Annotated in this window: 17 protein-coding genes and 1 tRNA gene; 12 read left to right on the top strand and 6 right to left on the bottom strand. The window is 66.1% G+C overall.

From position 1 onward, the window contains the following. The first annotated feature begins 154 nt into the window (after positions 1-154). From ABUE31_RS12850 to ABUE31_RS12825, 6 genes are all read left to right on the top strand, one after another. Positions 155-1,315: an ROK family transcriptional regulator gene (locus ABUE31_RS12850; RefSeq protein WP_367723999.1), complete on the top strand. Its 1,161-nt coding sequence runs from the start codon at positions 155-157 to the stop codon at positions 1,313-1,315. After that, entirely contained in the window at positions 1,312-2,076 is a 765-nt protein-coding gene (locus ABUE31_RS12845; RefSeq protein ID WP_367723998.1) for an ATP-binding cassette domain-containing protein, read from the top strand. The genes ABUE31_RS12850 and ABUE31_RS12845 overlap by 4 nt, the downstream gene beginning before the upstream one ends. Before the next feature lie 41 nt (positions 2,077-2,117). Continuing rightward, positions 2,118-3,158 (top strand): sugar ABC transporter substrate-binding protein, encoded by a 1,041-nt coding sequence (locus ABUE31_RS12840; protein ID WP_367723997.1) that lies wholly within the window; start codon positions 2,118-2,120, stop codon positions 3,156-3,158. A 136-nt stretch (positions 3,159-3,294) separates the two neighbouring features. After that, positions 3,295-4,290 carry an ABC transporter permease gene (locus ABUE31_RS12835; RefSeq protein ID WP_367723996.1) on the top strand — a complete coding sequence of 332 codons (996 nt, stop codon included), beginning with the start codon at positions 3,295-3,297 and terminating at the stop codon, positions 4,288-4,290. Further along, on the top strand, positions 4,287-5,057 hold the full coding sequence (locus tag ABUE31_RS12830; protein WP_367723995.1) for an SDR family NAD(P)-dependent oxidoreductase: 771 nt from the start codon (positions 4,287-4,289) through the stop codon (positions 5,055-5,057). The genes ABUE31_RS12835 and ABUE31_RS12830 overlap by 4 nt, the downstream gene beginning before the upstream one ends. Next, positions 5,054-5,680: a GNAT family N-acetyltransferase gene (locus tag ABUE31_RS12825; protein WP_367723994.1), complete on the top strand. Its 627-nt coding sequence runs from the start codon at positions 5,054-5,056 to the stop codon at positions 5,678-5,680. Before ABUE31_RS12830 ends, ABUE31_RS12825 begins: the two co-directional genes overlap by 4 nt. Before the next feature lie 64 nt (positions 5,681-5,744). On the opposite strand, the gene ABUE31_RS12820 is transcribed toward ABUE31_RS12825, so the two are convergent. Continuing rightward, positions 5,745-5,821: transfer RNA gene (locus ABUE31_RS12820), tRNA-Pro, on the bottom strand. A gap of 179 nt (positions 5,822-6,000) precedes the next feature. On the opposite strand from ABUE31_RS12820, the gene ABUE31_RS12815 reads away from it, so the two are divergent. Beyond that, a complete protein-coding gene (locus ABUE31_RS12815; RefSeq protein WP_367723993.1) occupies positions 6,001-7,524 on the top strand; it encodes a phosphomannomutase/phosphoglucomutase in 1,524 nt (507 codons plus the stop codon). 20 nt (positions 7,525-7,544) lie between these two features. Then, the gene (locus ABUE31_RS12810) at positions 7,545-9,779 is read left to right on the top strand and encodes an AGE family epimerase/isomerase (protein WP_367723992.1); all 2,235 of its coding nucleotides are present in this window, start codon (positions 7,545-7,547) and stop codon (positions 9,777-9,779) included. 6 nt (positions 9,780-9,785) lie between these two features. On the opposite strand, the gene betB is transcribed toward ABUE31_RS12810, so the two are convergent. From betB to betI, 5 genes are read right to left on the bottom strand one after another with little or no spacing between them, the layout of a single operon-like run. After that, positions 9,786-11,249 (bottom strand): betaine-aldehyde dehydrogenase, encoded by a 1,464-nt coding sequence (betB, locus tag ABUE31_RS12805; protein ID WP_367723991.1) that lies wholly within the window; start codon positions 11,247-11,249, stop codon positions 9,786-9,788. 38 nt (positions 11,250-11,287) lie between these two features. Further along, entirely contained in the window at positions 11,288-12,940 is a 1,653-nt protein-coding gene (betA, locus tag ABUE31_RS12800) for a choline dehydrogenase (protein WP_367723990.1), read from the bottom strand. Then, the gene (locus ABUE31_RS12795; RefSeq protein ID WP_367723988.1) at positions 12,933-13,922 is read right to left on the bottom strand and encodes a threonine/serine dehydratase family protein; all 990 of its coding nucleotides are present in this window, start codon (positions 13,920-13,922) and stop codon (positions 12,933-12,935) included. The genes betA and ABUE31_RS12795 overlap by 8 nt, the downstream gene beginning before the upstream one ends. Then, a complete protein-coding gene (locus tag ABUE31_RS12790) occupies positions 13,919-14,557 on the bottom strand; it encodes a glutathione S-transferase family protein (protein ID WP_367723987.1) in 639 nt (212 codons plus the stop codon). The genes ABUE31_RS12795 and ABUE31_RS12790 overlap by 4 nt, the downstream gene beginning before the upstream one ends. Before the next feature lie 16 nt (positions 14,558-14,573). Beyond that, positions 14,574-15,182: a transcriptional regulator BetI gene (betI, locus tag ABUE31_RS12785; RefSeq protein WP_367723986.1), complete on the bottom strand. Its 609-nt coding sequence runs from the start codon at positions 15,180-15,182 to the stop codon at positions 14,574-14,576. 140 nt (positions 15,183-15,322) lie between these two features. On the opposite strand from betI, the gene ABUE31_RS12780 reads away from it, so the two are divergent. The 4 genes from ABUE31_RS12780 (at position 15,323) to greA (ending at position 18,847) form a co-directional block, all read left to right on the top strand. Next, a complete protein-coding gene (locus ABUE31_RS12780; RefSeq protein ID WP_367723985.1) occupies positions 15,323-16,489 on the top strand; it encodes an acetyl-CoA acetyltransferase in 1,167 nt (388 codons plus the stop codon). Continuing rightward, positions 16,486-17,220 carry an SDR family NAD(P)-dependent oxidoreductase gene (locus ABUE31_RS12775; protein WP_367723983.1) on the top strand — a complete coding sequence of 245 codons (735 nt, stop codon included), beginning with the start codon at positions 16,486-16,488 and terminating at the stop codon, positions 17,218-17,220. Before ABUE31_RS12780 ends, ABUE31_RS12775 begins: the two co-directional genes overlap by 4 nt. A gap of 100 nt (positions 17,221-17,320) precedes the next feature. Then, positions 17,321-18,328 carry an asparaginase gene (locus ABUE31_RS12770; RefSeq protein WP_367723982.1) on the top strand — a complete coding sequence of 336 codons (1,008 nt, stop codon included), beginning with the start codon at positions 17,321-17,323 and terminating at the stop codon, positions 18,326-18,328. A gap of 45 nt (positions 18,329-18,373) precedes the next feature. Next, positions 18,374-18,847: a transcription elongation factor GreA gene (gene greA / locus ABUE31_RS12765; RefSeq protein WP_367723981.1), complete on the top strand. Its 474-nt coding sequence runs from the start codon at positions 18,374-18,376 to the stop codon at positions 18,845-18,847. The last annotated feature ends 96 nt before the right edge of the window (positions 18,848-18,943 follow it).

Genomic DNA, 18,943 nt, shown 5'->3' with positions numbered 1-18,943 from the left:
GGCAAGTCTCAGCACGCAACGACGCGTTCGAGCGGGTGCTCATTCCCGTCGATTGCCCGCGGGACGACCGTCCAAACGTGGCCCAGATCGATTTTAGAAAGCCATTTGACAAAATAGGGGCGGAGTGTACTGTCGAGTTAACGAAGGGTCATTCATGGCGCTCAGAGGGACGAACCAGGAATTCGGGCGGCCGTACAATCGCAGGATTGTACTGGAGTTCGTCCGGCTTCATTCCTTGACCACACGAAGCGAAATCGCCGCGCGCGTCGGGCTCACCGTCCAGACCGTCTCGACCATCGTCCGGGAACTCGAGGAGCAGAACTACCTCGTGTCCGTCCGCGAGGAGCCGAAGGGACGCGGCCTTCCGCCTTCGATGCTCAAGATCAATCCGGAAGGCGGGTTCGCGATCGGCGTCAACGTCACGCCGATCAGCGTCGAGGCCGGATTGGTCGACCTGAGCGGCGAGGTCATCGGCAGCCTGAGCCGGGACATCGCGGGGGCTTCCCCGGAAGATGCGTTCGAGATCATCGGCGCCATGGCCCCCGAGCTGATTGCGCAGCGGCCAAAGGGTCGGATGCTCGGCATCGGCTTGGCGCTGCCCGGGCCTTTTGGCGTCGAATCCATGAGCTTCGTCGGCCCGACGACGATGGCCGGATGGGAAAACACGGCCATCCGCGAGCGGCTTGCCGAAGCGACGGGCCTGCCCGCCTTCCTGGAAACCGACATGGCCGCGGCGGCACTTGGCGAACACCTCTACGGCCTCGGCAAGCGGTTCTCCGAATACTACTTCCTCTATCTCGGCGTCGGTCTCGGCGGCGCGCTCGTTCGCGAAGGGCAGGTGCAGCGCGGCGCGTCCGGCAATGCCGGGGAGATCGGTCACATCCCGGTGGTGCCCGACGGCGAAGCCTGTCCGTGCGGCAACCGCGGCTGCCTGGAACGCTATTTTTCGCTCGATGCGCTGCGGCGTTCGGGCCTCGGCGACGCCGATTGGCTGGAAGCGGTTGCGCCGACATTCCGCAACGCGATTGCGACGATCGAGAACCTCTTCGATCCAGAGACGATCGTGCTGGGCGGACTTGCACCGGCGAACCTGCTCGAACGCATCGTCGAGTTGACGGCGGTGCTGCCGAACTCGGTCGCGGCAAGGCGCGATCGCAAGACGCCGCGCGTCCGCATCGCCGAGGGTGGCGAGCATTCTGTCCTTCGCGGTGCGGCGGCGCTCGCGGTGTCCAGCGTCCTGTCGCCGCGGTTTGGCCAAATGTTCACGGGCGGGCGCGAGCGCGACGTCCTCAGCGGCGGGGAGGTCGCGGCATGACATCGTCACTGCTCGTTCTGGAAGACATCCGGAAGAATTTCGGAGCGATCGAGGCGCTGAAGGGCGTCAGCTTCTCCATCGGCAAGGGCGAGGTGGTGGCGCTGCTCGGCGACAACGGCGCGGGCAAGTCGACGCTGGTAAAGATCATTTCGGGCGGCCTCGAGCCTACCTCCGGCCGGCTGCTCTTCGAAGGCAAGGAGTTCCTGGCGAAGACCCCTTCGGAGGCCAAGGCGGCCGGCATCGAGACGGTCTACCAGGACCTGTCGCTGTGCACCAATGTGGACGTGGTCGCGAACTTCTTCATGGGCCGCGAGATCACCCGCAAGGTGCTTGGCGTTCCGGTGCTGGACGAAGGCGCGATGGAGAAGGTCGTCGCGGAGGCGCTGGCCAATGCAGGCACCCGCATTCCGTCGCTGCGCACGAAGGTCGAGCACCTGTCCGGCGGCCAGCGGCAGGCGATCGAGCTCAACCGCTTCGTGCACTGGGGCGGCAAGCTGGTGCTGCTGGACGAACCTTTTGCCGCACTCGGCGTCGAGCAGACCCGGCGCGGCCTCGAGATGATTCGCCATGTGGCGAACCAGGGCATCGGCGTCATCATCATCACGCATATCATGCAGCAGGCGTTCCAGGTCGCCGACCGCATCGTCGTGATCCGCCAGGGCGTGGTGGCGGGCGACGTTCCAACCAGCGAAACCAGTCCCGATGCGGTGATCGGCATGATCACCGGAGAATCCCTTGCCGGTGCCGGACCGGCTGGCTGAGGGACATATAAGAGGGGTCCGGCTCAACAGGAGCGAGAAAGATGAAGCGATTGTTATCTGCAGCCTTCGGCGCCGCCGCGCTGGCGATGGCCGCCCTGACGCCTGCCTTCGCGCAGACGAAGGGTACGGTCTATTACCTCGTGCCGACGCTGCTCGACGAATTCCAGACCGGATCGGTCAGCGCGCTCGAGATGTTTCTCAAGCAGGTCGGCTACGAGATGAAGACTCTCAACGCCGACAACAAGACCGACCTCCAGCAGACCCAGGTCAATGACGTGATCGCGCTGAAGCCAGCGGCCGTCATCCTCGCCGCCGTCGACTTCAACGCGCTCAAGCCGTCGATCGAAGCCGTCCGCGCCGCGGGCATCCCGATCGTGCAGTTCGACCGCCAGATCACGTCGACGCCGTCCGAATTGACGTCGGTGGCCGGCACCGTCGAAATCGGCTACGTGGCGGCCGCTGCCGCCGAGCAGCTGCTCAAGGACAAGAACGGCTCGGTGAAGGGCAAGGTCCTGCAGGTCCTCGGCGACCCCGGCGACCCGTACACGCTCGATATCCAGAAGGGTTTCGAGGAGAAGATGAAGGCCTATCCGGAGGTCACCATCATCTCGCACCCGGCCATGCAGTGGGAAGCGTCGAACGCCGGCACGATCGTCGCCGACCAGCTGGTCGCCAATCCCGACATCGACCTTATCTTCAACCATGCCGCCCACCTCTCGGTGGCAGCGGTGGCCTCGCTCGAGGCGGCCGGCAAGAAGCCCGGCGACATCATGGTGATGAGCTCGAACGGTGCTCCGGTCGGCCTCGACCTGATCCGCAAGGGCTGGCTGAATGTCGAGGTCGAGCAGCCGCTCTACGCGCAGGCAGCCGCGGTCGCGATGTTCATGGACAAGATCGTGAACAAGCAGGAGATCAAGGCCGGCCAGTATGACGTCATCGGGCTCGACGGCACCATGACGATCGAGGCGTGGGGACCGAACATCCGCCTGCCGGGTGCGGCCATCACCAAGGAAAACGTCGACAATCCGGCGTTCTGGGGCAACATGAAGCCGCCCGCCGACACCATCAAGTCGGTCGAGTAGGCCGATCGCCCGGACCTGAGAAAGCGCCACCCCCCGCCAGGGCATTGCACCTGCCCGGGGTGGCGCAATCCGGCGGGCAAAATGCCCGCGGAGATCGCCAGCGCCACCCTGACAACCAAATGCGCACGGACAGACAATGACCCCACGCACGCGCCGCATCCTTGAGTTTGTCCTCGACAATCTCGTCTGGTTCATGCTGCTGTTCGTACTGGCGATGTTCTCGCTGTTCATCCCGAACTATTTCCAGCTCGGCATCTTCGCCAACATCATCGAGGCGTCTAGCGTGCTCGGCGTCATGTCGATCGGGCTGGCGCTGGTCATCATGACCGGCAACATGGACCTTTCGGTCGAGTCGGTGGCCGCGCTCGGCGCCATGGCCGTCGGCATCCTGTTCTGCTCGGCCGGCATCGGCATGGGACTGACGCTGCAGCCCGAATGGCTGATGGCGCCGGCATCGCTGCTCGTGGCGCTTGCGGTCGGCGGGCTTGTCGGTTCGCTCAACGGCTTGCTCATCGTCAAGGTGAAGATGAGCGCCTTCATCATCACGCTGGCCTCCTTCATATGGGTGCGAGGCCTGGTTGTCGCGGTTTCCGGAGGACGCTCGGCCCAGGATCTGGCGCCGGCCGTCCGCTGGCTCGGCATCCAGCGCCTGATGGGCCTGCCGCTGACCGCATGGATCGCCATCACCTGCTTCGTCGTCTTCTCCTTCATCATGGCCAAGACGCCGTTCGGCCGGCACCTGATCATGATCGGCGGCAACGAAACGGCAAGCTATCGCGCGGGCATCAGGGTTACGCGCAACCTCATCATCGCCTTCGCACTCGCCGGCGCCATCGCCGGCATGGCTGGCTGGCTGCTCGCCATCCGTACCTCGGGCGCGACCGCCAATCTCGGCGTCGGCCTGCTGTTCAACGCATTCGCGGCGGTGGTGATCGGCGGCGTCAGCCTCAAGGGCGGCGTCGGCTCTCTTCCCGGCGTCTATGCAGGCGTGCTGCTGCTGTCGTCGATCAACACGGCCATCAACCTCATGGGTCTTCCCGCCAATTTCACGCAGGTCATCCATGGCCTGCTGGTGCTGGCGGCGGTTCTCCTGGACACCCTGAAACAGACGATCAGGCAGAGGCTCGCATGACGGGGCGTATCGACGGAAAGGTTGCGCTGATAATCGGCGCGGCGCGCGGCATCGGGCGCGGCATTGCCGAACGCTTCCGCGAAGAGGGCGCCCACCTGGTTCTGGCGGACACCGACACGGCGCACGGCCAGGCAACCGCGGACGAACTCGGCGTTGACTTCGTCCGCACCGACATATCGAAAATGTCCGACGCGGAGGCCGCTGTCGCGCTGGCCCTGGACCGCCATGGCCGGCTCGACATCATCGTCCAGAATGCCGGCATCTATCCCTGGCAACTGATCGAGAACACCAGCCCGGATGACTGGGACCGCGTCATGGCGGTCAATCTGCGCGGCACCTTCAACGCGGCGCGCGCGGCGCTGACGCCGATGAAGGCGCAGCGCTACGGGCGCATGCTGTTCACCTCGTCGATCACCGGCCCGCATGTGACGAGCCCGGGCCATGGCCACTACTCGGCGACCAAGTCGGGCATCAACGGCTTCATCCGCTCGGCGGCGCTGGAATTTTCCGGCTACGGCATCACCGTGAACGGCGTCGAGCCCGGCAACATCATGACCGAGGCAATTCGCGAGCAGCGCGGCGCCGCGTTCATCAAGGGGATGGAGGACGCCATACCGCTCGGCCGGTTGGGCACCCCACGGGATGTCGGCAACGCATTCCTGTTCCTCGCATCCGACGAGGCGGCCTACATCACCGGCACGACGATCGTCGTGGACGGCGGGCAACTGCTGCCGGAAGGCGCGGACTTCCGTATCCTTCCGCCATGATCCTCGACCTTGGCGGCGGCTTCGTCCTGCGCCACGCGCTTGCGGCGGACCACGAGGCGCTGTGCCGGGTCTGCCTGATGACGGGCGACGCCGGCGCCGATGCCTCCGCCCGGGAGGACGACCCGACGCTGATGGGGCAGATCTATGCGGTGCCCTACCAGGTGCTCGAACCGGACCTCGCCTTCGTGATCGAGGGGGAACCGGGCGTCAGCGGCTATCTGTTCGGGGCACTCGACACGGCAGCCTTTTATGCCAGGCTCGAGGCCGACTGGTATCCGGCGCTGCAGCGGCACGTCCGCGATCCGGGCCAGGACCGGACGGCATGGCGCAACAGCGACTGGGCGCGCCATGCGATCCACCATCCAAGCCTCGACGTTCCAGATTCGCTCGCGGACTTTCCGTCGCACGGCCACATCGACCTGCTGCCGGAAGCCCGAGGCAGGGGAGTCGGCCGGCGCTGCATGGAGTTCCTGGAAGGGAGGCTGGCAAAGGCCGGTTCGACCGGGCTGTTCCTCGACGTCCATCCGCGCAACCGCGGCGCGCAGCGCTTCTACGCGGCGCTCGGCTACCGGCCGGTCACCGGGGGTGCCGGGACGTCGATGTTCATGGCAAAGCGCCTCTGAAGCGCGGTCGAACGCGCACGATCATCGATATCGCGAGAAGCCGGGCTGCCATTCAGGGTAATTCTGGTCGGAGTGGCAGGATTTGAACCTGCGACCCCATCGTCCCGAACGATGTGCGCTACCAGACTGCGCTACACTCCGCGACCAGACGCGGGCTTATAGCCGCGCGATTCTCATACTGCAAGCGCCAAAGGTCGATGTTTCTGGTGTCGTGCGGCATCCTGTTGCGCTTTTCGGTTCCCTGCCTTGCCAACACCGCCTATACGGCTATCGAAGCGGCCGGCGGGGGCCGAAATGACCATATCCATCTGGAGCTTGAGTTGGCGCCGTTCAAGATTGTCGCAGAGGCAGATCCGAACAGCTTTGCCTTCGAGACCGACGCGCTGATCAAGGCGACGGGGTTTCGCGAGTACGACGCGAGATGGTGGTTCGGCCACCCTGGATCGGATCGAAACCCCGACCTGAACCTTGTCGGCGTCCAGGCGATCGGCATGGGCCTCGGCACGCTGATCCGGCGCATGGGCATCGGCCCCGACATCGTAACGGGACACGACTTCCGCAGCTATTCCCTGTCGATCAAGCTGGCGCTCGTGTCCGGGCTGATGGCTGCCGGCGCCCGCGTGAAGGATATCGGGCTTGCGCTCTCGCCGATGGCGTATTTCGCACAGTTCGCGCTGGACACGCCTTCCGTCGCCATGGTTACGGCTTCGCACAACGAGAATGGCTGGACGGGGGTCAAGATGGGCGCTGAGCGCCCGCTGACCTTCGGGCCGGCCGAAATGTCGGCGCTGAAGGCGATCGTGCTTGGCGGTGATTTCGACATCGTTGGCGGCGGCGCCTACGAGTTCGTTGCGGACTTCCGGAAGACCTATCTCGACGACCTGACCGACGGGGTGCGGATCGCGCGCCGGCTGCGTGTCGTCGCCGCCTGTGGCAACGGTACGGCCGGCGCTTTCGCGCCGGAAGCGCTCGAGCGGATCGGCTGCGAGGTGATCCCGCTCGATATCGAGCTGGACAACCGCTTCCCGCGCTACAATCCCAACCCCGAGGACATGCACATGCTGCATGCCATCCGCGACAAGGTCCTGGCAACCGGCGCCGACATCGGGCTGGGCTTCGACGGCGACGGGGATCGCTGCGGCGTGGTCGACAATCTCGGGAACGAGATATTCGCCGACAAGGTGGGCGTGCTGCTCGCGCGTGACATCGCCGCGCTGCATCCCGGTTCGAAGTTCGTGGTCGACGTGAAGTCGACCGGTATCTTCCATACCGATCCGGTGCTCCAGGCGAGCCAAGCCACCACCGACTACTGGAAAACAGGCCATTCACACCTGAAGAGGCGGGTGGCCGAGCTTGGCGCGATCGCCGGGTTTGAAAAGTCGGGCCATTTCTTCTTCAACCCGCCGATCGGGCGGGGCTATGACGATGGCATCGTGACCGCGGTCGCGGTTTGCCAGATGCTCGACCGAAATCCCGGAAAGTCGATGGCTGACCTCTTTGCCTCGCTGCCGGTGACGTTTGGAACGCCGACCATGTCGCCGCATTGCGACGACGACGTCAAATACGATGTCGTTGAGCGGGTTCTCGCCGAACTCCGCGCAATGCATGAGCGGGGCGAGGCATTCGCCGGGCAGCCGATAGCCGGACTTGTGACGGTGAATGGCGTTCGTATCATGGCCGAGGACGGCACCTGGGGGCTGGTGCGGGCGTCGTCGAACAAGCCCGAACTGGTCGTCGTTGTCGAAAGCCCCGTGTCGGCGGAGAGGCGCCGGGAAATGTTCGAGGCCGTCGACGCGGTGCTGCGCCGCAACCCCGAAGTCGGCGCCTACAACCAGACGTTCTGAGCGGAGGCCGGGACCTGACCATGGGTGAGAAGATCGTCGGCTACGTTATGAGCGGCGGCGTCGGCTCGCGCTTGTGGCCGCTGTCGCGCGAAGACAATCCCAAGCAGTTCCACGACCTCGCGGGCGACGGCTCGATGCTGGCGAAGACGCTGCGGCGGCTGGCGTCGAGACCGGAAGGCGAAACGCCAATCTACCTGATCGCGTCGGAAAAGCATGCCCGCCGTGTGCACGACGCCCTTGCCGAGGTGAACGTGGCTGGCGGCGGGGCGATCTTCGAACCGATCGGAAGGAACACGGCGGCGGCTGTCGCCGTAGCCACGCTGCAGACGCTGGCATCGCATGGCGACTGCCTGATGCTTGTCGTGCCCTCGGATCACGAAATCTCGACCGACACCCAGTTCTGGCAGTCCGTCAGCGAAGGCGCGGGGCCGGCCAGGGACGGCCGCGTCGTCGTCTTCGGCGTCAGGCCGACGCAGCCGGAGACCGGCTACGGCTATATCGAGGTGGATGGCGGCGAAGGCGTGCGGAACGTGTCTCGCTTCGTGGAGAAACCGGACCGTGCGACGGCCGAGGCATATCTCGCGGCGGGCAACTTCTACTGGAACACCGGCATCTTCCTGTTTCGCGCCGGAGCGATGCGACAGGCGTTCCTCAAGCTGCGACCGGATATCTGGGGAGCAGTCGAGGCGGCATTTGCGGGTGCGACCCGCGATCTCTCCGGCCTCTACATGCCGTTCGACCGCTACGAGGCGATCCCGTCGACGTCGATCGACTATGCGATCATGGAGAAGGCGGAGCGCATCGCCATGGTTCCCGCGGGCTTTCGCTGGAACGATCTCGGTTCGTGGCAGTCGCTGCTCGATGTCGGGCCGGCCGATGGCCAGGGCAACGTCATCGTCGGCGACGTCGTCGCGATCGACTGCGAGAATTCCTATTTGCGGAGCGATGGCGGCCTCCTGTCAGCCATCGGCCTGAAGAACGTCGCCATCGTCGCCACGTCCGACGCGACCTTTGCCGCGCCGGTCAGCCACTCGCAGAACGTCAAGAAGATCGTCGAGCAACTCGAGCGCAGCGGCCGGCTCGAAACGCGCTTCACGCCCGCGCCCGACCGCGTCCTCGTCAGCGGCGCATGGCGGCGGCGGGTTCATCACTGGCTGTTCGACGAAACGCTGCCGCTCTGGTCGACGAAGGGCGTCGACGAGGTCCATGGCGGATTTCACGAAGCGCTGGGGTTCGACGGGTCGCCGCTTCCGAAACCGAAGCGCATGCGCACGATGGCGCGTCAGGTCTACGCCTTCGCCGTCGCCAAGGTGCGCGGCTGGGACGGTCCGGCCGACCGGCTGATCGCTCAGGGCCTGGACTTCATGGGCGCAAGCGGACGCACAGAGCGCGGCGGCTGGGTCAGGACGCTGAATGTCGATGGCAGCGTCGCCGATCCGGTCGAGGACGCCTACGACCATTCCTGCGTCCTGCTGGCCCTGGCCTGGGCGCAGCTGTGCGGCAACCCTGACGCACTGCGGTTGGGCGAGGAGACGGCGACGTTCCTAGACAGGCACCTGGAGGACCGCGCCGCGGGCGGCTACCTGGAGACGCCGCAGCGGCACGCGAAACGACGCTCCAACCCGCATATGCATCTCCTGGAGGCTTTCCTCGCCTGGCACACGGTCACCGGCGACGGTCGGTATCTGGAGAGGGCAGGGCGGATCATCGACCTCTTCAAGCGGCATTTCTTCGACGCCGACAGCTGGACGCTTGGTGAGTTCTTCGACGGCAGTTGGCACCCCGAGGCGGGCGAGGCGGGAAGCTGGACGGAACCCGGGCATCATTTCGAATGGGCCTCGCTGCTGGTCGACTACGCGCACAAGAGCGGCGAACCGGAACTGACCGCCTTCGCCAGGAAGCTCTACGCGTCGGCCATCGCCAACGGATTGAACCGCGCGACGGGGCTCGCCTACGGCGCGGTTTCGCGCCAGGGGCTGCCGCTCGACCGCCTGTCGCGCAGTTGGCCGCAGGCGGAAGCCATCAAGGCCGCCCTTGCGCTCGACGGCTCGGGCGGCCCGGACCTGAAGCCGGAAGTCGAGGCGCGGGTGGGGCGGCTGTTCCGGTGGCACATCGACCCGGCGCCGACCGGGCTGTGGATCGATCGCATCGATGAGCGCGGGCGTTCGCAGGCGACCGAGGTGCCGGCCAGCATCTTTTATCACCTGGTCAGCGCGCTGACGCAGTATCTCGACGGAACCGAGGGGACGCCGTAGCGCTGCCTAATAGGGGCTGACGACGTCTCCGGTCTCGACATAGACCGACTTCAGCTGGGAATAGTGCTCGAGCGCCGCAAGCGAGTTCTCGCGGCCGATGCCGGACTGCTTGAAGCCGCCGAACGGGATTTCGACCGGCGCCAGGTTGTAGTGGTTGATCCAGCACGAACCCGCCTGCAGGTCGGCGATCACCCGGTGCGCGCGCGGCAGGTCGCGGGTGAAGACGCCCGCCGACAGCCCGAACTCCGTGTCGTTGGCGCGTCCGATCACCTCGTCCTCATGCTCGAACCGCAGCACCGACATCACCGGTCCGAAGATCTCCTCGCGCGCAATGCGCATGTTGTCGGTGACTTCGGCGAAGACCGTCGGCTCGACGAAGAAGCCTCCTTCGAAGCCCTGCAGAGACGGAACGCCTCCGCCGTGGCGCAGCTGCGCCCCTTCATTCCGGCCGATGTCGATGTAGGACAGCACCTTTTCGTGCTGGGCCTTGTTGATCAGCGGCCCCATCTGCGTGTCGGGATCGAGCGGATCGCCGATACGGATCGCCTTCGTGCGTTCGACCAGGCGATCGAGGAAACGGTCATGCAGCCCGTCCTGCACGAAGACGCGCGTGCCATTCGAGCAGACCTGGCCGGTCGAGTAGAAATTGGCCAGCATCGCGCCACCGACCGCATTCTCGATATCCGCATCGTCGAAGATGATGAGCGGTGACTTGCCACCGAGCTCCATCGTGGCGTGCTTCATCAGCGAGCCGGCGAGCCCGAGCACCTTTCGCCCGGTCGGCACCGAGCCGGTCAGCGAAACTTTCGCCACGGCGGGATGCTGCGCGAGCGCGGCGCCGACATCGCCGTAGCCTTGCACCACGTTGAACAGGCCATTCGGAAGGCCCGCTTCCGTGTAGATCTCGGCAAGCGCCAGCGCCGAAAGCGGTGTGTTCTCGGACGGCTTGAACACCATCGCGTTGCCCATGGCGAGCGCCGGCGCGGACTTCCAGCCCGCCCCCTGGATGGGATAGTTCCAGGCGCCGATGCCGGCGCAGACGCCGAGTGGCTCGCGCCGCGTGTAGGCGAATGAACCGCCGAAGTCGACATAGTCGCCGTTGTAGCTTCCGACCGCACCGCCGAAATATTCCAGAGCGTCGGCGGCAGATGCCGGGTCGGCGACCAGCGTTTCCTGAATGGCCTTGCCGGTGTCGAGCGTCTCCACGCGCGCCAGTTCATCGTTGCGCGCTCGCAGGATATCGGCGGCGCGGCGCAGGATGCGGCCGCGCTCGACCGGCTTCAACCGCGCCCATGCTGGCTGCGCCTCGCGCGCGGCTTCGATGGCGAGTTCGACGACATTCTCGGTCGCGGCCCGCACCGTCGCGATCGTCTCGCCGGTGGCGGGATAGATGATGGGAAGCGCCGCGCCGCGGTCGTCGTCGACGAAGCTGCCATTGATGTAGTGCGATGCAGTGGGCTGGGCCTTCATCACGAAATTCCTTGTGTCCGGAACGCTTCTAGCACGTTTCAGCGGTCGCTTTCGCGCCAACGCGGATTGATCCACGGCTCCTGGTTGGAGGGCGACAGCGGCGTTCGGCCGAGGACGTGGTCCGCGGCCTTCTCACCCGTCATGATCGAGGGGGCGTTGAGGTTGCCGTTGGTGATGCGTGGAAAGATCGAGGAGTCCGCGACCCTCAGCCCCTCGACGCCGATGACGCGGCATTCCGGATCGACCACGCTGGCAGGGTCGGCAGCGCTGCCCATCCGGCAGGTGCCGCAGGGGTGATAGGCGCTCTCGGCGTGCTGGCGGATGAAGGCGTCGAGTTCGTCGTCGCTCTGGACGGCGCTTCCAGGCGATAGTTCGCGCCCGCGATAGGGGTCGAACGCAGCCTGGCCGAATATGTCGCGGGTCAGGCGGATGGCGTGCCGGAAGTCGCGCCAGTCGTCGGGATGCGACATGTAGTTGAAGCGGATCTCCGGCTTGGCCCAGGGATCCGGGGATCGCAGTGCGATCGCGCCACGCGATTTCGAACGCATCGGTCCGACATGCGCCTGGAAGCCGTGCGAATTGGCAGCGGCCTTGCCGTCGTAGCGCACGGCTGCCGGGATGAAGTGGTACTGCATGTCGGGATAGTCGACGCCCGCGGCCGATCGCACGAAGGCGGCCGCCTCGAAATGGTTGGTTGCGCCAAGCCCGGTCTTGAAGAACAGCCACTGGGCGCCGATCAGCGCCTTCGAGATCGGGTTGAAGACCGAATACAGCGTGATCGGCTGCAGCGATTCCTGCTGGATGTAGAGCTCCAGGTGATCCTGCAGGTTGCGGCCGACGCCGGGCCGGTCGGCGACGACATCGATGCCGTGTCGCCTGAGCTCGGCCGCCGGCCCGATGCCCGACAGCATCAGCAGTTTTGGCGAGTTTATAGCCGAGGCGGCGACGATCACTTCACGTCGCGCCTTAACGACCTGAATCGTTTTGCGAGCTTCGATCTCGACGCCGGTCGCGCGTTGATTCTCGATCACCACGCGCCGCGCGAAGCCACTGACGAGACTCACGTTTTTCCGTTTGAACGCCGGCCTCAGATAGGCGTTGGCCGCCGACCAGCGGCGGCCGCGATGGATGGTCTGCTCCATCGCGCCGAAACCCTCCTGCTTCGAGCCGTTGTAGTCGGCGGTGAGTTCGAAGCCGGCCTGCTTGCCGGCGTCGACGAACGCGGCATAGAGCGGGTTGCGACGTGGGCCGCGCTGCACGTGCAGCGGCCCGTCCGTGCCGCGCCAGCCGGCCTCGCCCCCCTCGACATTTTCCATGCGCTTGAAATAGGGCAGCACGTCGGCGAACGCCCATCCGGCGGCCCCCTGTTCGGCCCAGTGGTCAAAGTCGCGCGCATGGCCGCGCACATAGACCATGCCGTTGATCGAGGAGGAGCCGCCCAGCACCTTGCCGCGCGGCGTTGCAAGCACGCGGCCGCCAAGGTGGGGCTCGGGCTCGCTGGCGAAGCCCCAGTCGTAGAGGCTCATGTTAAGCGGGATCGACAAGGCGGACGGCATCTGGATCAGCGGCCCGTAGTCGCTGCCGCCGTACTCGATCACGATGACCGAGTGTCGGCCGTCCTCCGACAGGCGGTAGGCGAGCGCCGACCCGGCCGAGCCGGAGCCGATGATGACGTAGTCCGCTTCAAGCATGTTCGACCTGTTTCATGAAGTCCGCCAGCGCCACGTTGCCGCCGCTTGCGATGACCAGGACCGTCTTGCCACGCACGTCGCATTCGCCGGAAAGCAGCGCGGCCAAGGATGCGGCGCCGGACGGCTCGAGCGCGATCTTCAGGCGTTCGAAGGCGATCTTCATAGCCTGGCGGACGGCTGCGTCGTCGACCGTCATGCCGCGCAGGCCGGTGTCACGTACGGCGGCAAAGGGCGCTTCGCCGGGCCGCCGGGCCATAAGGCCGTCGCATATGGATCGGGGACCGATCGGCATGGTCTCGATCCGGCCGCTGGCGAGCGAGGCCCCGAGGCCGTTGAAACCCTTCGGCTCGACCGCGATGAGTTCGGTGCGGGGCGACAGGTAGTGGAAGGCGAGCGCGACGCCGCCGATCAGCCCGCCCCCGCCGACCGGGCAGAAGACGACATCGGCGCTCGCTCCCCGGGCGGCAAGCTGGTCGAGCGCTTCGAGTCCGACGCCGGCCTGGCCCGCCACGATTTCCGCATCGTCGAAGGGATGCAGGAGGACGAGGCCGCTTTCGCGGGCGATCTCACGGGCCTTTTCGGAGGCGACTTCCTCGCGGGCGCGCTCGCCGTGATCGGTGAGCACGACGGTTGCCCCGTAGCCCGCCGTTGCTTCACGCTTCGCGACCGGCGCATCGATCGGCATGACGATGGTGACCGGTATGCCGAGCGCCTGGCCGGCCGCTGCGAGCCCTTGCGCGAAGTTGCCGGAGGAGTAAGCGACCACTCCGCGCCGGGCTTCCTCTGGCGACAACTGCTTCAACCGCCAGTATGCGCCGCGCACCTTGAACGACCCCGCCCACTGCAGCGCCTCCGGCTTCACATAGACGCTGCTCGCACCGGTTTGGCGGGCGAGGGCGGCCGACTCGAGAAGCGGGGTAAGGTGCGTCGCGCCGGACGTGACCGCATAGGCGCGTCGCAGGTGGTCGAGGGTGGGGATCATTTGGCCCTCAGGCTTTCATACGAGATCATGGCGCTGCGCTCGTAGGCTGGCCGGCTGCGCAGGCGATCGTAGTAGGCCTGCAGGTGAGGGGTGTCGGCGCGCTCGAAGTCGACGGTGAAGTAGCGGTAGAGCAGGGTTCCGAAGATGCAGTCGCCGAAAGCGAGGCGTTCGCCGCCGAGGAACGGGCTCCGAGCCAGCCTCGCATCGACGATCCTGGCCAATCCCTGCATGCGCGTCACTGCCGCTGCTACCGCCTTTGCGTCGCGGTTCTCCTCGCGCGTGGCGACCAGCGGCAGGAAAATCCCGCCGAGGAGGGTGGGCGCGAAGCTCGTCTTGGCCCACTCGGCCCACTGGTCGATCCGTGCCCGCGCGACGGGATCGGACGGCCAGAAGCCGTCGTCGCCGTATGTGGCACCGAGATAGCGCACGATCGCCGCGCTCTCCCACATGGTCAGGTCGCCGTCCTGGATCGTGGGGACCAGCTTGTTGGGGTTCATCGCCAGGTATTCCGGCGTGTCCGTTCCGCCGAAGGCGCCGCCGGTGTCGATGCGTTTGCTTTCGACGCCGAGTTCGGCAAGCGCCCACATGACTGCCTGCACATTTGCGGAGGTGATGCGTCCCCATACAGTGATCATCGTGCGTTCCCTTGCTTCAAGACTGGGTTCGGCAGGTCGATGCGCCGGCTTGTGCAAGCTTTAGCGCGACATAGTCGGTGACCTGGGCGATGGCCGAGCGGGCGTCCGGTTCGCCCTGCTTGAGTGCGCACCGGATATAGAACCCGTCGATCAGCGCTGCGATCGTCTCTGCCGACTGCTGGGCCTCGTGCCGCGGCAAAAGGTTCGCCAGCCCGCTCATCAGGTTGGAGTGCAGCCGACGCGCGTAGATGCGAAGCAAGCGCCGCAGGGTCGGCGACTTCTGCGCCTCGACGTAGAAGGCGAGCCATGCCGCGATGGTTTCGGGGCGGAACTGCTTTGCGGAGAAGTTGACGGCGATGATCGCGGAGACGCGCTCGCGCGGCGACCCCGCCCTTGAAAGCGCGTGGCGCGCGTCGGCATTCAGTTCGGCGAGCAGGTGCTGCATTGTCGCCTGCAGAAGTTCTGCCTTCGCGCCGAAATAGTGATGCGCCAGCGCCGACGACACGCCGGCCCGGCTGGCGATCTCCGACATCGTCACGTCGAGCGAACCACGCTCGCCGATCGCAGACAGAGCGGCATCGATGAGCGCCTTGCGGCGCAGCGGTTCCATTCCGACCTTTGGCATGACTGCTCCTTGGGCGCGACCGTATTTTTAATTGACTGGTCAATCAACAAAAAACCGCGTTCCGAGGCTGGACGTCGGCCTTTACGCCGTGCGTCGGCGCGTCCACATTGTGGTCGGGCTGCGTTGCCCGGGAGAGACGGATGACGGCATGCATCGTCGGCTGGGCGCATTCGCGCTTCGGCAAACTGGAAGGCGAGACGCTGGAGAGCCTGATCACCGCGGTGGCCAGGGACGCGCTCGACCATGCCGGAGTCGGGCCGGAAGACGTCGACGAGATTGCGCTTGGCCATTTCAATGCCGGCTTCTCGCCGCAGGATTTCACCGCAAGCCTCGTGCTGCAGGCCGACGACCGCTTGCGCTTCAAGCCGGCGACCAGGGTGGAGAATGCCTGCGCGACCGGTTCGGCCGCGGTGCGACAGGGCCTGCGCGCCATCAAGTCGGGCGCGGCGCGGATCGTCCTGGTGGTCGGCGCCGAGCAGATGACGACGACGCCGGCCGCCGACGTCGGAAAGAATCTCCTCAAGGCCTCATACCTGCCGGAGGACGGGGACACGCCGGCCGGGTTCGCCGGTGTCTTCGGCAAGATCGCCCAGGCCTATTTCCAGCGGTACGGCGACCAGTCGGATGCCCTGGCGATGATCGCCGCCAAGAACCACAGGAACGGGACAGCCAATCCCTATGCCCAGATACGCAAGGATCTCGGGTTCGACTTCTGCCGGCACGAGAGCGAGAAGAATCCGTTCGTGGCCGGCCCCCTGAAGCGGACCGACTGCTCGCCGGTCTCCGACGGAGCGGCCGCGCTGGTCATCGCCGAAAGCGATATCGCGGCGACCATGCAGCGCGCCGTCGGCTTTCGCGCGAATGAGCACGTGCAGGACTTTCTGCCGATGTCGAAGCGCGACATCCTCCTCTTCGAAGGCTGTGCGGAGGCTTGGCAGCGGGCGCTCGTCCACGCCGGGGCGCGGCTCGACGACCTTTCCTTCGTGGAGACCCACGACTGCTTCACCATCGCCGAACTGATCGAATACGAGGCCATGGGCCTGGCCAAGCGGGGCGAGGGCGCCCGCGTGGCGATGGAAGGCCAGACCGCCATGGGCGGGCGGCTGCCAGTCAACCCCTCGGGCGGGCTGAAGGCGAAGGGTCATCCGATCGGCGCGACCGGCGTCTCGATGCACGTGCTGACGTCGATGCAGTTGACCGGCGAGGCCGGTGACATCCAGGTGAAGGATGCATCGCTCGGCGGCATCTTCAACATGGGCGGCGCGGCCGTCGCGAACTACGTCTCGATCCTTGAAAGAATGAAATGAGACACCCGGCGATCGTCACCGGCGGGGCGTCCGGCATCGGCATGGCCGTCGTCAAGCGCCTGCTCGACGACGGGTGGCCCGTCGCCGTGGTGGATTCCGATGTCGATGCGCTGGCCTCGGCCGACAGCGCGTTCTCCGACGAGAACGCCATATTCCTGGCGGCCGACGTGACGGACGAAGACGAGATCGCCGTGGCCTTCGACGAGATCGTCGACCGGCTGGGACTCATAGGCGGGCTGGTCAATTCGGCCGGCATCGTTCGCGACTTGCCGGCCGACGAAACCACGTCGGAACTCTTTCGCGAGGTGCTCGACGTCAATCTGGTCGGCGCGTTCATCGCGTCGCGCGCCGCCCTGGAGCGTATGGGCGCGACGCTGTCGATCGTCAACATCGCCTCCGTCTCCGGTCTGCGCGCCGTTCGCGGGCAGATTGCCTACGGCGCCTCCAAGGCCGGGCTGAAGCTGATGTCGGACGTCCTCGCGCTCGAATACGGAGCGCATGGAGTTCGGGTGAACTGCGTCGCGCCGGGGCCGATCGAGACCCCGGCGATGTCAAAGCACCGGCCCGACGAGAGGCGGCTCTGGACACGCCAGATCCCGCAGGGGCGCTACGGCGAACCGGACGAGGTGGCGGCCGCAGTGGCTTTCCTGCTTTCTCCCGAGGCCAGCTTCGTCAACGGCCATACGCTTTCGGTGGATGGTGGCTTTCTCTCCGCGGGCATCGTGGGCTAGGAACATGGGGACCGACGGCGCCACCTGCGAACACCTGCCAAGCGGTGATCCCGGGCCGCGCCGCGTCCTTCGCGAGACATTGCGCCGGTAGGTTAGGGCGATGGCAAACCCTGTCCTTGTCGAGGTATGGCGCGGAAATCGCGTCGAGAGCGCGCATCGCGGCGCCGTGGCGGTCTGCGACGCATCGGGAGCGATGTTCGCCGAGATCGGCGACATCTCGTACCCCGTCTTTCCACGTTCGGCGGTCAAGTCGATCCAGGCCCTTCCGCTGGTCGAGAGCGGCGCGGCGGACGCCCTGGATTTTTCCGACCGGGAACTCGCGCTGGCCTGTGCGTCGCATCGCGGTGAGGAGGCGCATGTCGCGCTGGCGTCCTCAATGCTGTCACGCGTCGGGCTGGACGCGGAAGCGCTCGAGTGCGGCGCGCACTGGCCGTTCAACCAGGATGCCACCCTGGCTCTTGCGCGGGCCGGTCGGAGCCCGTCGGCGCTGCACAACAACTGTTCCGGGAAGCACTCGGCATTCCTCTGCGCGTGCCGGCACATCGGCCTGTTCTGCCAGGGCTATTCCACCTTCGAACATCCCTACCAGGCGATCATTCGCGAGGTCATGGAGGATGTGACGGGTGCGCCGCACGACGCCGACAACAGCGTCATCGACGGCTGCTCGATCCCGACGTACGGGGTTTCGCTCCGGAGCCTGGCCTATGGTTTCGCGAGGATGGCGACGGGCGTCGGGCTTGCGGCCGGACGAGCGGCCGCCGCCCGGCGTCTCTTTTCCGCCTGCATGTCCGAACCGTTCTACGTGTCCGGTTCCGACTCGGCGGACCTGCCCTTGATGCAAGCCGCCCCAGGCCGCATCTTCGTCAAGTCGGGTGCGGAAGGCGTCTACTGCGCGGCGTTGCCGGAACTGGGGCTGGGCGTTGCATTGAAATGCGACGACGGCGCAGGCCGGGCCGCCGAGTCGATGATCTCGGCGGTGTTGGCACGGATACTGCGGCGCGACGAAGGCCTGTCGTCTCGCCTCGAGGAGCTTGCGCGGCCGCCGGTCCCCAGTCGCCGGGGCGAGGTCGTCGGTGAGATTTGTCCGACCGGGGCGATCGAGTGGTGAGGCCGCGGCCTTGAATGGTTGTGCCGCAACGGCTTAGGTTGTGGCATGAGCAGGGCATTCACACGCGAAGACGACAGCGAAGGCGCAATCGCAGACTTCGGCGAGCGGCCCGTCAGTCCGCATCGCAACCTGGTGACACGCAAGGGCCTTGCGATGATCGAGGAGACGCTTGCCGGCCTGCGCAAGGATCTTGCCCACGCCGAGGCCGAGTCCGACAGGTCGCGCATCGCTGCCCTGTCGCGCGATCTTCGCTACTGGACCGCGCGCCGGGAAAATGCCGAGCTGGCGGAACCTGACCCGGGCAGCACGGTCGTTCGCTTCGGGATGACCGTTGCCATAGAGGGCGAGGACGGAAAGCGGCGAAGCTGGAAGATTGTCGGCGAGGACGAGGCAGACGCCGCCAGCGGGAGCATTTCCCACGTATCGCCGATGGCGCAGGCGCTTTTTGGTAGATCGCCCGGCGACGTGGTCTTGGTGAGCGGAAAAGAGTGGGAGATCGTCGACCTTCAGGCCGGTTGAACGTCGCGATCAACCCGGCTCAGACTCGGGCGGCTTCTGGCCGTAGACGGCGTGGTACCGCTTCATGCGCTCCTTGGCGGCTTCCATCTGCCGACG

The organism is Mesorhizobium marinum, assembly GCF_040813675.1.
Taxonomy (GTDB): Bacteria; Pseudomonadota; Alphaproteobacteria; order Rhizobiales; family Rhizobiaceae; genus Mesorhizobium_K; species Mesorhizobium_K marinum.
This window is presented reverse-complemented; position numbering and strand designations above follow the sequence as displayed.

Coding starts and splice junctions, on each gene's coding strand:
- ABUE31_RS12850 (WP_367723999.1), top strand. CDS start 155: ATGGCGCTCAGAGGGACGAACCAGGAATTCGGGCGGCCGTACAATCGC.
- ABUE31_RS12845 (WP_367723998.1), top strand. CDS start 1,312: ATGACATCGTCACTGCTCGTTCTGGAAGACATCCGGAAGAATTTCGGA.
- ABUE31_RS12840 (WP_367723997.1), top strand. CDS start 2,118: ATGAAGCGATTGTTATCTGCAGCCTTCGGCGCCGCCGCGCTGGCGATG.
- ABUE31_RS12835 (WP_367723996.1), top strand. CDS start 3,295: ATGACCCCACGCACGCGCCGCATCCTTGAGTTTGTCCTCGACAATCTC.
- ABUE31_RS12830 (WP_367723995.1), top strand. CDS start 4,287: ATGACGGGGCGTATCGACGGAAAGGTTGCGCTGATAATCGGCGCGGCG.
- ABUE31_RS12825 (WP_367723994.1), top strand. CDS start 5,054: ATGATCCTCGACCTTGGCGGCGGCTTCGTCCTGCGCCACGCGCTTGCG.
- ABUE31_RS12810 (WP_367723992.1), top strand. CDS start 7,545: ATGGGTGAGAAGATCGTCGGCTACGTTATGAGCGGCGGCGTCGGCTCG.
- betB (WP_367723991.1), bottom strand. CDS start 11,249: ATGAAGGCCCAGCCCACTGCATCGCACTACATCAATGGCAGCTTCGTC.
- betA (WP_367723990.1), bottom strand. CDS start 12,940: ATGCTTGAAGCGGACTACGTCATCATCGGCTCCGGCTCGGCCGGGTCG.
- ABUE31_RS12795 (WP_367723988.1), bottom strand. CDS start 13,922: ATGATCCCCACCCTCGACCACCTGCGACGCGCCTATGCGGTCACGTCC.
- ABUE31_RS12790 (WP_367723987.1), bottom strand. CDS start 14,557: ATGATCACTGTATGGGGACGCATCACCTCCGCAAATGTGCAGGCAGTC.
- betI (WP_367723986.1), bottom strand. CDS start 15,182: ATGCCAAAGGTCGGAATGGAACCGCTGCGCCGCAAGGCGCTCATCGAT.
- ABUE31_RS12780 (WP_367723985.1), top strand. CDS start 15,323: ATGACGGCATGCATCGTCGGCTGGGCGCATTCGCGCTTCGGCAAACTG.
- ABUE31_RS12775 (WP_367723983.1), top strand. CDS start 16,486: ATGAGACACCCGGCGATCGTCACCGGCGGGGCGTCCGGCATCGGCATG.
- ABUE31_RS12770 (WP_367723982.1), top strand. CDS start 17,321: ATGGCAAACCCTGTCCTTGTCGAGGTATGGCGCGGAAATCGCGTCGAG.
- greA (WP_367723981.1), top strand. CDS start 18,374: ATGAGCAGGGCATTCACACGCGAAGACGACAGCGAAGGCGCAATCGCA.